9 protein-coding genes are annotated in these 12,917 nt (G+C 68.3%); 4 read left to right on the plus strand and 5 right to left on the minus strand.

Going from position 1 to position 12,917, the window contains the following annotated elements; genetic code table 11:
• Positions 1–47: 47 nt before the first annotated feature.
• Entirely contained in the window at positions 48–1,322 is a 1,275-nt protein-coding gene (locus DI624_RS01900; protein WP_291535697.1) for an EAL domain-containing protein, read from the plus strand.
• A gap of 139 nt (positions 1,323–1,461) precedes the next feature.
• Here DI624_RS01900 and ileS read toward each other — a convergent pair whose 3' ends face one another.
• On the minus strand, positions 1,462–4,392 hold the full coding sequence (gene ileS, locus DI624_RS01905; RefSeq protein ID WP_291535698.1) for an isoleucine--tRNA ligase: 2,931 nt from the start codon (positions 4,390–4,392) through the stop codon (positions 1,462–1,464).
• Between the two features lie 315 nt (positions 4,393–4,707).
• Here ileS and DI624_RS01910 point away from each other — a divergent pair, with 315 nt between their 5' ends.
• Positions 4,708–5,604 (plus strand): hypothetical protein, encoded by an 897-nt coding sequence (locus DI624_RS01910; RefSeq protein ID WP_291535699.1) that lies wholly within the window; start codon positions 4,708–4,710, stop codon positions 5,602–5,604.
• Between the two features lie 128 nt (positions 5,605–5,732).
• Here DI624_RS01910 and DI624_RS01915 read toward each other — a convergent pair whose 3' ends face one another.
• From DI624_RS01915 to hfaA, 4 genes are all read right to left on the minus strand, one after another.
• Positions 5,733–8,621 carry a pitrilysin family protein gene (locus DI624_RS01915; protein WP_291535700.1) on the minus strand — a complete coding sequence of 963 codons (2,889 nt, stop codon included), beginning with the start codon at positions 8,619–8,621 and terminating at the stop codon, positions 5,733–5,735.
• A 107-nt stretch (positions 8,622–8,728) separates the two neighbouring features.
• Positions 8,729–9,988, minus strand: coding sequence for a holdfast anchor protein HfaD (hfaD, locus tag DI624_RS01920; RefSeq protein ID WP_291535702.1), 1,260 nt, complete (start codon positions 9,986–9,988; stop codon positions 8,729–8,731).
• Positions 9,915–10,931: a holdfast anchoring protein HfaB gene (gene hfaB, locus DI624_RS01925; protein ID WP_291535704.1), complete on the minus strand. Its 1,017-nt coding sequence runs from the start codon at positions 10,929–10,931 to the stop codon at positions 9,915–9,917. The genes hfaD and hfaB overlap by 74 nt, the downstream gene beginning before the upstream one ends.
• Positions 10,928–11,368: a holdfast anchoring protein HfaA gene (gene hfaA, locus DI624_RS01930; protein WP_291535706.1), complete on the minus strand. Its 441-nt coding sequence runs from the start codon at positions 11,366–11,368 to the stop codon at positions 10,928–10,930. The genes hfaB and hfaA overlap by 4 nt, the downstream gene beginning before the upstream one ends.
• 178 nt (positions 11,369–11,546) lie before the next feature.
• On the opposite strand from hfaA, the gene DI624_RS01935 reads away from it, so the two are divergent.
• Entirely contained in the window at positions 11,547–12,176 is a 630-nt protein-coding gene (locus DI624_RS01935; protein WP_291535707.1) for a rhomboid family intramembrane serine protease, read from the plus strand.
• Positions 12,177–12,284: 108 nt separating this feature from the next.
• On the plus strand, positions 12,285–12,710 hold the full coding sequence (locus DI624_RS01940) for a CBS domain-containing protein (RefSeq protein ID WP_291535708.1): 426 nt from the start codon (positions 12,285–12,287) through the stop codon (positions 12,708–12,710).
• The last annotated feature ends 207 nt before the right edge of the window (positions 12,711–12,917 follow it).

Here is a 12,917-nt window from a genome sequence, read left to right on the forward strand (position 1 = left end):
GCCTGATACTCGGGCGATTCCATCCGGGAGTGGCCGACCGCCAGCCGATGCGCAACGTAACCACGGGCTTTCTCTATTTCGCCTATCTGTTCCTCGGCCTGACCGTGGGCGCCTTTCTGTGGCGCGCAGGGCTAGGCGTCGGAGCGGGCGTGGCGGGGACGCTGGGCGCGCTGGGACTGCTGGGCGCCTTCCACGGCATCGTCACCGGGATCGCCGAGCGCCGTGCGCTCAAGAAGGAGATCGCCCAGGTCCGCGAGGCGCACCGCCTGCTGGCCGATGCGATGGAATCGACCCAGGGCGCCCTGACCGAACTGGCCCATGCCATCGAAAGCGGCGTCCTGTCCGACACCGACGCCCTGACCGGCGAGGTGCGGATGCTGGAATCCCTGGTCCAGCAGATGAGCGAAAGCATCGACGAGCGGCTGGCCGCCGCGCCCCACATCGGCGTCGAGACCTTCGAAGGCCGCCGCCAGGCCCAGTCCAACGTCCTGCTGCGCACCATCCACGAGGCGCTGAGCGAAGGGCGGGTGGACCTGTATCTGCAGCCCGTCGTCTCCCTGCCGCAACGCCGGACCATCTTCTATGAAAGCTTCACTCGGCTGCGCGACGCCACCGACCGGGTGATGATGCCGGCGGAATACCTGTCCCTGGCCGAGGGTGAAGGTCTGGTGCCGGCCATCGACAACCTGCTGCTGTTCCGCTGCGCCCAGATCGTGCGGCGGCTGGCGCGTCAGGACCGCAAGGTCGGCGTCTTCTGCAACGTGGCCCTGACCTCGCTGGGCGACGACACCTTCTTTCCGCAGTTCCTGGATTTCCTGTCCGAGAATCGCGACCTGAACCAGGCGCTGATCTTCGAACTGGGCCAGGCGACGTTCGACGCGCGCGGCGCGGTCGAGGCGCGCAACATGGCCAAGCTGGCCGACCTGGGCTTCCGCTTCTCGCTGGACAAGGTGCAGACGCTGGATCTCGATTTCGCCGATCTGCAACGCTCGGACGTCAAATTCATCAAGGTCGCGGCCGATCTGATGATCGAACAGCTGTTGGACCTGGACGGCGGTGCGCCCTTGCGCTCCATGCCCGACATCCAGGCCGCCGACTTCGCCGCCCTGACCCGCCGTTACGGCGTCGAGGTCATCGCCGAGAAGGTCGAGAACGAACGCCAGGTCGTCGACATCCTGGAATTGGACGTCGCCATGGGGCAGGGCCACCTGTTCGGCGAACCCCGCGCCATCAAGGAACAGGTCCTGGCCGAGACCGATCCCCCGGCCGACTTCCTGCGCTCCACCCTGCGCAGCGCAGAACAGCGCCGGCGGTTCAGCTAGGCCCTTCTGTCCCTCTCCGCGCACGGGGAGGCGGCGCGTCTTTGGCGCCGTCTTGCTGGCCGCGCCCTGTCGAGACCCCTTCATCGGCTAGCGGCGTCCCCTTCCATGGGAGGAAACGATGGGGTCGGCTTTAGCCTTGTCACCCATGCGTCTGGTCCCAATAGCGAACCGCATCGGCGTCGCGGGCCGAGAGATCGGGGTAGGCAGGGTCGGAGCCGACGTCGGGGACGCGGCGCCAGGAGCGGGCGCATTTGGGATAGTCCGCCAGGGCGACCGTGACCGCAACGGCGTCGCCGCTCTCGACCAGTTCGGCGCCCGACGTGCGGAAGATTTCCGCGGCGTCCAGGCCCTCGAACGGGGCGAAGGTTCCGGCCGGCGCGGCGACCGTGGGCCAGGCGTCCAGGGCGCCGCCGATCAGCTTGTCGCGACGGGCGACTTCCAGCGCTTCATTGACGACTTCCAGGACGGTGTTGATCGCCGCCCAACGCTCGGCTTCGGCCGGGTTGTTCCATTCCGCAGGCGTGTCCGGGATGACGCGGGCGCAGTTGGTTCCCGAATCCGGGAAGCGGGTGGTCCAGGCCTCTTCCATCGTGAACGGCGTCAGCGGGGCCAGCCAGGCGGTGAGGCGCATGAAGACCTCGTCCATCACGGTGCGGGCGGCGCGGCGACGCTGGCTGTCGGGGCGGTCGCAGTAGAGGGCGTCCTTGCGGATGTCGAAATACAGGGCCGACAGGTCGCCGGCGCAGAACTCCAGCACCGGGCGCACGACATCCTGGAAGCGGTAATCGGCGTAGGCGGCCCGGACCTGGGCGTCGAGTTCGTGAAGGCGGTGGAGGACGAATTTCTCCAGCGGCGGGAACTGGTCGTAGTCGGTCAGGCGCTCGGCCTCGTCGAAGTCGGAAAGGGCGCCCAGCAGATAGCGGACGGTGTTTCGCAGCTTGCGATAGGCGTCGACCGTGGTCTGGAGGATCTGTTTGCCGATCCGCTGGTCCTCGGAGTAGTCGACGAGGGCGACCCACAGGCGCAGGATGTCGGCGCCGCTCTCCTTGATGATGGTCAGGGGATCGGTGGTGTTGCCCTTGGACTTGGACATCTTCTCCCCTTTCTCGTCGAGGGTGAAACCGTGGGTCAGGACCGCCTTGAACGGCGCCCGCCCGCGTGTGCCGCAGCCCTCCAGCAGGGACGACTGGAACCAGCCGCGGTGCTGGTCCGACCCTTCCAGATAGAGGTCGGCGGGCCAGTGGGCGGGACGGTCGCCGGCATAGCCGTTTTCCGGCAGGCGCGGGTCCAGGGTGAAGGCGTGGGTCGAGCCGGAGTCGAACCAGACGTCCAGGATGTCCTCGACCTTCTCGTAGCGAGCCGGGTCGTGGGCGCCCAGGAAATCGGCGTCGGGGGCGGTGAACCAGATGTCGGCGCCGTGTTCGGCCACGGCCTTGACGATCCGGGCGTCGACGTCGGGGTCGTGCAGGGGCTGGCCGGTCTGTTTGTCGACGAACATGGCCAGGGGCGTGCCCCAGGCGCGCTGGCGGCTGACCAGCCAGTCGGGACGACCCTCGACCATCGAACGGATGCGGTTCTTGCCCGCCGCCGGGTGGAAGGCGGTGTCGTCGATGGCGTTCAGCGCCGTCTCGCGCAGGGTGTCGCCGGACTTCAGCGGCCCATCCAGCGGCGTGTCCATGCGGATGAACCATTGGGGGGTGTTGCGGAAGATGATCGGGGCTTTGGAGCGCCACGAGTGCGGATAGGAATGTTCCAGCCGGCCGCGCGCCAACAGGGCGCCAGCCTCGATCAGCTTCTCGATCACCGCGCCGTTGGCGGGGCCGAACTTGCCGGTCTTCTTGCCTTCGGTCTCCAGCACCTTGAGCCCGGCGAACAGGGGCACATGGTCGTAATAGGCGCCGTCGGGATCGACGGTGTCTGGCACCTCGTGATGACCGTGGGCCTTCCAGACCTCGAAGTCGTCGGCGCCGTGCCCCGGCGCGGTGTGGACGAAGCCCGTGCCCGCGTCGTCGGTGACGTGATCTCCGGCCAGCAGCGGCACGGAGAAGCCATAGCCGCTGTCGAGAGCGGCCAGGGGGTGCGCCGTCTCCAGACCCGACGGATCGATGTCGTAGACGCGGGTCCAGGCGGCGATCTTGGCGGCCTTGAACACGTCCTCGGCCAGTTTGTCGGCCACGATCAGGCGGTCGCCGGGCTTGGCCCAGGGCGCGAATTCCAGGCCCTCTTCCATCGCCGTGACCTCGTAGAGGCCGTAGGCGATCTCGGGGCCGTAGCTGATGGCCCGGTTGGCCGGGATGGTCCAGGGCGTGGTCGTCCAGATGACGATCGAAGGCGTCGGATTACGGAAGGCCAGCAGGTCGTCGGGGTGGTCGTCGGACATGGCCGTGACCGGGAATTTGACCCAGATCGTCGGGCTGACGTGATCGTGGTATTCGATCTCGGCGTCGGCCAGGGCCGTGCGCTCGACCGGCGACCACATGACGGGCTTGGAGCCGCGATACAACTGGCCCGAGTTCTTGAACCTGTGGAACTCGGCGACGATGGCCGCCTCGGAGGTGAAGTCCATGGTGGCGTAGCGGTTGGCGAAGTCGCCGGTGACGCCCAGGCGTTTGAACTGGTCGCGCTGAAGGTCGATGTACTTGCCGGCGTAGTCGCGGCAGGCGGCGCGGAATTCAGCCTTGGACACCTCGTCCTTGCGGCGGCCCTTTGCGCGGAACTGTTCCTCGATCTTCCACTCGATCGGCAGGCCGTGGCAGTCCCAGCCGGGGACGTAGTCGACGTCGTAACCCAGGAGGAAGCGGCTGCGGACCACGAAGTCCTTCAGCGTCTTGTTCAGCGCATGGCCGATGTGGATGTCGCCGTTGGCATAGGGCGGGCCGTCGTGCAGGACGTAGAGGGGGGCGTTTTCGGATTGCCGCTGCGCCCGCAGCCGCCCGTAGAGATCGCCCCATTGCTCCAGGATCAGCGGCTCCTTCTGCGGCAGGCCGCCGCGCATGGGAAACGGCGTCTCCGGCAGGAAGACGGTGTCGCGATAGTCGCGAGCGGAAGATTGGGTGTCGGCGTCGGCCATGGGTCGTCTCGGCGTCTGGGTTGTCGTTCGCTTTTCTGTTCGCCCTATCGCGCGTCGCGCTGAGTGAGGGCTGTCGATCCCGGCGTGCACGGGGCCGGATGGCCCATAGGCGCTACGCCGGGCGGCTAATCGAGATCGGGCGAAGGAAGACGCGGACGGTCATTGAGCGGGCGGTCTAGCAGACCGATGCGGCATTGCGCCATCCCGAAGCGTGGTCGCCATCAACGGAAACGAAAGGCTTTTGCCGTTTTGTGACGGCAGGATCGGCCGAAATCCCGTTCGGTCGACACGATATTCGCTTGGGAGTTCCCGCCGATGCGGCTGCGGATCACGAAATGGATGCTGGGCCTGGCGGCCGGACTGGCCGTCTCGGCTGGCGCCGGCGCGGCCCTGGCGCAGTGCGGATCGGGCTGCGAGCCGCCGCCGTGCACCTCGTGCGAGCCGCCGCCTCCGCCCGAGCCTCCGTCATGCGGCGGCGGCGGCGGAAACTGCGGCGGCGGCGGGGGTTACGGCGGCTGGAACAACAACGTCAACACCAACGTCAATGTGAACGTGAACGTCGGCGCGAACGCCAATGCGAACGCCAGCGCCAACGTCGGGGCGCGGTCGTATCTGAACGCGCGGGCCGGCGGCTTTTCGGGCGGCTACGGCGGGGGCGGCGGGGCGGCCTACATCAGCGTGGACCAGCCCTATCCGACCACGATCCAGGGCCTGGCCGTGGAGGGCATGGTCGCCCAGACCGTGCGAACGCCCTACAGCGCCTTCCGAAGCATGATGAAGCGGGTCGTCATCCAGGCCGTCTGCATCGACGACCGCCAGACGCCGCACCCTGCGTCCCAGGTGCGGCCAGACCGCGAGATCGCCGACGGCTTCGAAGGCGAAATCTATCGCTGCCTGGCCGGAACGTGGTTGCAGGCGACGATCGCGGACTACGACGGCGACGTCAGCTTCGACCACGGCACGACCATGACCTGCCGCAAGCACGAGGCCCTGTGGCTGGGGAACGGCGGCCGGCTGGAATGCCGGCCCGAGAAGCCGGAGCGCGACTGCAACGAGCGTTCGCTGCTGCGGCGCTACGGCGCCGGGATCAAGATCCTGACGATGTACCGGGAAGAGGAATACACCGAATACCGCGAGGAACAGGTCGAAAGCGCGACGGTGCTGACCGGGGCGATCACCCTGGACGGCGGCGTCGGCGGCCGGGTGTTCTGAACGGGAACCGAATCAGACCGTTCAGCCGCCGCTCAGGCGCAATGATAGACAAGGGATCGTCGGCTCTCCGTCGGCGATCCTGAAACGACTGGCCCCGGCCCGCACGATGCGAGCCGGGGCTTTTTGAATTATTGAGCCGCAGGCTGGGCCGTGACCGTGGCGCGCCAGGCGGAGCCGGACTTCAGATACTGACGCGCCAGGGCCTGAAGGTCGGCGGCGGTGACGGCTTCCAGGGTCGAGAGCTGGTTGCGGGTCTGGTCCAGGCCGGCCGGGTCGGACTGGGCTTGCGACAGTTGCGTCAGCCAATAGCCGTTGTCGGCCATGTTGCGGCGAAGGCGCTCGACCGCCGGACGACGGGCGCGGTTCAGTTCGTCCTCGCTGACGGGATTGTCGCGCAGGTCGGCGGCGATGGCGTCGACCGTCTCGAACAATTTGGGCAGGGCCGCAGGCGGCGTCTCGGCCGTGACGGCGACATAGCCATAGCCGGGGAAGACGCTGGAGGCCGTGGAGCCGGCGCTGGGCGAATAGGCCAGGCCCTGTTTCTCGCGGATCTCGTCGTTCAAACGCAGTTGCAGCACGTCCGCCAGGATCGAAAGCTGGCGGGCGGTCTTGCGGTCATGGACCTGGTCGGTGGTCGGCCAGGCGACGAAGCCAAGGGCCTGTTCGGCCGGGCCGGTGTGGTGCAGCTGGACCGGCGCCGCGGTCGGCGCAGGGAAACGGCGTTCGGTCGATCCGGCGGGCGGCGTGGGCTGGGGGGCGCGCGCGGGCAGGGCGCCGAAGGTGGAGCCGACGGCGGCGATCACCGCGTCGATGTCCACGTCGCCGACGACCGTGATCTCGACCGGACCCTGAGCCAGGGCCGAACGGACGCCGTTTCGCACGTCTTCGATCTGGATGGCGGCGACCTGTTCGGCCGTCGGCGTCGTCTCGCGAACGTCGCCCCCGGCCAGCAGGCCCGAGGCGTCGCGCTGGAAAACGCCGCGCGGGGTCGCGCCCATCTGGGCCAGAATCTGCGGGAACAGGGCCTTGGTCTGCTCGAACGGCGCGGCGCGCAGGCCGGGATCGGTCAGATAGGCGGCCAGAACTTGAAGCTCCAACTGCAGGTCGGCGGGCTTGGTGGCGCCGGAGAAGACATAGGCGTCGGCCGCCTGACTGACCGAGGCGCCATAGGTGCGGCCGCTGAGGACGCGGTTCATCTCGTCCAGGCTGAGCTTGCCCAGGCCGCCGGCGGTCAGGATGGTGCTGGCCATCGACAGCGGCGACAGCTGGTCGGCGGGCAGACCCAATTCGCCCAGGCCCGTGCGGGCGCTGACCAGCACCTGATCGGCGCGGAAGTCGGTTTTCTTGATGTTCAGCAGCGTGCCGTTCGGGAAGCGGACCAGGGTGGCGCCCAGGTCGGCGACTTCGCTGCGCGAGGCCGGCTGGGCCGGGGCGCCGAAGGCGTCATAGGGCCATTTCAGCTCGGCCTCGGCGGCGCGGGCCTGGACCGGAGTGTTGCGCGACGCTTCCAGCGCGGCGGTGACGGCGGCCTCTCCGCCCTCGACCGGGACGGGCGAGCTGAACAGAAGCAGAGGGCCCTGACCTTCGAACACGGCCTTGGTCGCCTGATTGACCTGATCGACGGTCAGGCCTTCGACGGCCTTGTTGAACAGATCGAGATTGGTCTGGGGCGCGCTGAAGACCTGGTCGTCGTTGACGGCGCCCAGGAGACCGTTCGCCAAGGTCGAGGTCGAACGGGTCGCGGCCGAGGCCACGGCGTTCTGAAGCGCGGTGCGGGTGTTGACGATTTCGCGCTGAAGCTCGGCGTCGCTGACGCCGTATTCGGCCAGACGACGGCTTTCCTGCTCGACCGTCTCAAGGGCGCGCTTCCAGTCGCCGGGATTGAAGGCGACCGACAGGGCGCCGGCGTCCAGGCTGTCGAACAGCGATTGATAGCCGGCGGCGGCGCCGATGAAGGGTGGGTTGTCGGCGCGGGCGATCTCGCCCAGACGGCGGTTCAAGACGGCCAGGCCCAGGCCGCGACGGATGTCCGCCTCGCGTTTGGCCGTCGTGTCGGGGGCCCGGTCGGGCGCCTTGATCCAGTTGATCTGGATGGAGGACTGGATGCCCGGTTCGACGATGATGCTGGTCTGGGGCTGGCGGGGCGCGACGGCTCCCAGGTCGGGCTCCGGGCCGTCGGGGGCGGTCGGCTTCCAGTCGCCGAAGGCCGCGCGGACCTTGGCCTCCATCGCATCCACGTCGAAGTCGCCCACGGCGATGAAGGTCGCGCGCGAGGGGCGATAGTAGGCGTCGTAGAAGTCGACGAAGCGCTGGCGCGGCGCGGTGCGGATGATGTCGAGGTCGCCGATCGGCAGGCGTTGCGACAGACGTTGACCGGGCGCCAGCAGGCCGAGCTGGGTCTTCAGCACACGCAGTTGCGGCGTGTCGCGGGTACGTTCCTCGCCGACGATGACGCCGCGCTCGGAATCGATGGCGTCCGGCGCCATCAGGGCCGCCGACATCATCTCGCGCAGGATGTGCAGGCTGGGATCGACCGTCTCGTCCTTGGTGTTGGGCAGCTCCAACATATAGGCGGTCTGGTCGAAGCTGGTGAAAGCGTTGGTGTCGGCGCCGAAGGCCAGACCCAGGCGTTCGAGGATGCGCAGCATCTCGTTTTCCGGCACGTCCTTGGTGCCGTTGAAGGCCATGTGCTCCATGAAGTGGGCCAGGCCCTTCTGGTCGTCGCGCTCCATCAGCGAGCCGGCGTCGATGCGCAGGCGGAACGAGGCCTGACCCGGAGGCGTCGCATTGTGCAGCAGGGCGTAGCGCATACCGTTCGGCAGCAGGCCGTAACGGACGGCGGGATCGGCCGGAACGTCGCTGGCCGCCTGGGCCCAGGGATCGGACGGGGCGACCTGGGTGGTCGAGGCGGCCGCTGGGGGCGCGGCGGTTTGCGCAAGGGCGGGGGCCGCGAAAGTCCCGGTGGTCAGGGCCAGTCCAGAGACCGCGACGAACAGCAGATGGCGCGCAGAACGCATGAAATCACTCCGAAACCGCGACCCTCGACGGCGCGATGCCGGATGTGTAAAGCGAGCTTGCCTTTTCGACAAGCGGTCGGGCGAGCTTACGGACTCGTCATCTTCGATCAGCCGCCGGGGCGGCTGATGTAGAAGCTGGCGGTGTTGCCCACGGCGTTGGCGCCGACCACGGCGGTGCGGCCGGCCCCGACCGTGGCGTTCGTGGTCGCCGTCACATTGCCGCTGTTGGTCTGGTTGTTGGCGATGTTGACGTCGCCGCCGCATTGCGAGCAGGCGTAGCCCGTCACCGCATTGCCGACCGCATCGGCTCCAACATAGGCGTCATAGCCGTTGACGCCGATATAGGTCGCGTCGGCCTCGACCCCGCCGGTGTTGAGCTGGGTGTTGTCCAGCTTCAGATAGATGTCGTTGTTTCCGGCGACGGTCTCGTTTGCGACGCTGCGGGCCGCCAGGACGGTCTGCCCCTGAAGGTTGGTCTGGACGCGCGCGTCGGCACGGACCCGCCCGGCGTTGGCCTGGTCCACGTTCACGAGCATGGAGCCGCCGGCGTTGGTCATGATCGCCTGGTTGGCGCCGGCGTTGGCGCTGGCGGTCAGGTCCCAGGCGTTGTCGACATAGACGTCGGTGCGGGCCTCGACGGTGGAGGGCGCGTTGGACTGGCGCACGGCCAGATCCTGGTGCGAGGCGCCGGTGGTGTTGGTCTGTACGACGTTGGCTGTCGACTGGGCGGCGAAGACGGCCGGCGCGGGGATGTACTGGATGTCCGCGACCGTTTCGGAGAAGACGGTGGTCTGAGCCTGCTGGTCGATGACGCCCGTGAGGGACGAGGACGGACCGCCCAGGGCCGCGGTGTTGGCGGCCGCGACGCTGTTGGCGAACCCGCCCTGGAGCATGCGGCCGGTCGGGGCGCGCACGAGGCTTTGCGCGCGGACCTGATCGCCCGTGGCGGATTGCGCGGCGTCCACGGCGAAGATCGCGCCGTCTGTGGTGACGCCGAGGTAGTTCCCGCGCGCTTGGGTGGTCACGCTGACCTGGCCGTCGGCCTCGCCGTTCAGAGCGGCCGTGCTGCCCGCGCGGGCCGAGCCCGTCATGGTCTGGCGCGACACCAGGCCGGCGGAGGCGTCGGTGACGCCGCCCGCCAGGGCGTTGCCCTGGGCGCTGGTGCTGACGGTCAGCTGATCGACCGTCAGGTTCAGGTCGACCTGGCCCGTGACGTCGCCGGACTGGGTCTGGCGGCTGAAACAGGCCTCGCCCAGCGCCGGATCGCAGGCCGGGGTCGCCTGGGCGCTCGCCTCAGTGGCGAGAACGGCGAACGTCGCCGTCGCGGCCATCATGCCAGCGAGACGGATCGGCGCGTGTCTGGCCATTGTTCGTATCCTGAGTGGGGTAGGCCGGATAATAGCCGCCGGTGGGGCCGACGGTGGAATCGCCGAGCGGATCGTTGGCGGCGTTGAGGCAGACTTCGGGGCCAGGCGCGCCGTAGAGGTTGGCCATGAACTCGACCGTAGCCCGCTCGACCAGGGCGCGCACGGCCAATTGGGTCGGCTCCATCCCGCCCGACCCGGCCGAGATGTCGAAGACGTTGCCGTTCAGGAAGTCGAACACGCCAGCCGAAATCTCGCGGCCGATGATCTGCTTCTGATAGGAGACGACATCGACGACCTCCAGCGTGGTCGTCTGGACCAGGCGCAGGTCCATGGCGATGTTCATCACATAGACGCGGTGGTTCAGGATGCCCGAACCGGGGCGGTTGCTGTCGACTTCGCCGCCGGCGATGTCGATGCCGCCGGAGCGAATGTTGTAGTTCACCTCGGTGATGCCGCCGACGACATAGAAGTCCGAGCCGGGCACCTGGCCGGCCAGGATGCGGCGGTATTGGGTGTCTTCGGGGCCCTGGGCGTCCGGGGCGCGATCGCCGATCAGCTTGTTGTTGGCGTAGCGCAGCTCGAGCTCGGAGACCGAGGTGTCGTAGCGTTCGACGATCTGGGCGCCGGCCTTGGCCAGGGCGGAGGTCGCCATCAGCGAGGCGCCGCCGGTGATCTGGCGTCCGCCGTCCGACGAGACGGTGCCGGTATAGTCGCTGATCCGGCCCACGGCCATGCGCGGCGAGGGCAGGTTGTAGCGACGGGCGTAGTCGGCCAGGCAATAGAGGGCGGCGGAATAGGGCGTGGGATTGGCCGTCACCGGCGCATTGCCGATGGGCGCGGCGTACTGGCCCGACGGGCCGGCGACCGGACTGACGCAGCCGGCCAGCAGCAGGGCGGCGGCCGAGACGGCGGCGGACCCGCGAAGGAGGAAGCGACGGCTCATGGCAGGTTGATGTTCCCGTTCAAGGCCGTGCCGGCGTTGACGGCGCCGGTGTTGGTCTGGTTCGAATTGACGATCACGGTGTTGCGGCTGCCCTGCACCACCACGTTCAGCTGATTGCCGATGGCGGTCGACCCGCCGATGGTCGAGCCGCTGTTGCCGGACGCGCCCGCGCCCGCATAGGCCGAGGCGACGCCGCCGGACTGGCTGGAATAGGATGAGGCGCCCGACTGGATGATGCCGTTGACGATCAGCCGGTTGCCGTTGGCGTCGCGGGTGGAGCCGGTCGTCGCATTGGCCGCCGCCGAGCGGGCGCCGCCATAGCCCTGCTGAAAGCGGGACGCGCCGCCCGATCCCGTCGATTGCGCGGCGGCCGGGATGCTGGCCAGGGCCGCGACGGCCAGGACGGCGATTGGAAAAAGCAGCCTCTTGACGGGCACGGGGTCGGTTCCTCGCAGACGAATGACGGACCCCTGTTCGGCGATCCGCAGACCACCCTTGCATTAAGGTTATTAAGAAGCGCTTGATGTCGTGGAATCCCTTGCGCATCTGTGGGTCATGTCAGACGCGCCCGGTCGATTCGAAGCTCCGCCGCCCCGGAAGCCGCCCAGAGAACGGATGTTCAACGCGCCGGTGGCCGCGCTGCTGATCGCGGCGTCAATCCCCTTGCTGTATCTGTTCCAGCGCGACCTGCCCGATATGGGAATGAGCCTGGCTTTCGCCCCTGCCGATCTGGAGGAGGGGCGCTGGAGCGGGCTGTTCACGGCCATGCTGGTGCACGGCGGCTGGACCCACGCCTGGGTCAATGCGATCGGCGCCCTGGCCTTCGGCGCGCCGGTCGCGCGTTTGTTCGGCGACCGCATCGGCCCGACGATCTATCTGCTCTTCTATGTGATGTGCGGCGCCCTGGCGACGCTGGGCTATGGGCTGATCCATTGGGGATCCACTGCGCCGATGGTGGGGGCGTCGGGCGCGGTGTTCGGCCTGATCGGCGCGGCGACCCGGCTGATGGGGGTGGCGCCCGGCGGCGCGGTGCTGGCCCTGACCGATCGCCGGGTGGTCGCCGCCTCGATCGCCTGGATGGGCGTCAACGCCGTGACCGGCCTGATCGGCTACGTTCCCGGTGCAGACGGGGCGGGCATCGCCTGGGAGGCGCATGCGGCGGGCTTCGTCGTCGGCATGCTGGCGATCGGTCCCCTGGCGCGGGCGTTCGGCCGCCCGGCGGCGCGGGCGCCGGCCCGAGGTTGACCGCGACATTGCCTGCAGGGCGCGTATGAGCGATCATCGGTTTCGAGATGCGGCCCTGTCGCCATCCCGGCCCTGCGGTCGTCTCTGAAACCCAGAGAAGGAGCCGCGATGTTCGTCGCCGAAATCCTCAAGACCAAGGGAAACGCCGTCTTCGCCATCGCGCCGGAAACGACGGTGTCCGATGCGTGCCAGCCACTGGACGAGAAGGGCGTCGGCGCACTGGTCGTCTGCGACGGCGATCTGGTCGCCGGCGTCTTTTCCGAGCGGGACGTAGTCAGGGCCCTGGCCATCGACGGCGCCGCGGCCCTGGCGCGCCCGGTCGCCGACTATATGACCGCCAAGGTGATCTTCGCCGAACCCCGCGAAGAGATGTCCGCCCTGATGGCGCGCATGACCGACCGTCGCATCCGTCACCTGCCCGTGCTGGAAGGCCAGCGCCTGATCGGCGTCGTCTCCATCGGGGATGTCGTGAAATGCCAGATCGCCGAACACGCCCAGGAAGCCGACAGTCTGCGATCCTATATCGCCGGTTGAGGCAGGCTGACCAGGGCGGCCGGGTGGTGCATGACGGTTTGACGACCGTTGTGTCGCCAGTTTTTTCGCCGTCGGGTTAGAATCTGGTTGCGGACAAATCTTGGGCTCCGTATAGGGCTGCCTCGCTCGGAGACGGGCCGGCCTTTGGGGCCTTGGGGGCTTTGGTTCCTGGGGTTTTTGGGGAGCGGGGTGTTGAGAAACGTCTTG

It is taken from the genome of Brevundimonas sp. (assembly GCF_003248455.1).
Classification (GTDB): Bacteria; Pseudomonadota; Alphaproteobacteria; order Caulobacterales; family Caulobacteraceae; genus Brevundimonas.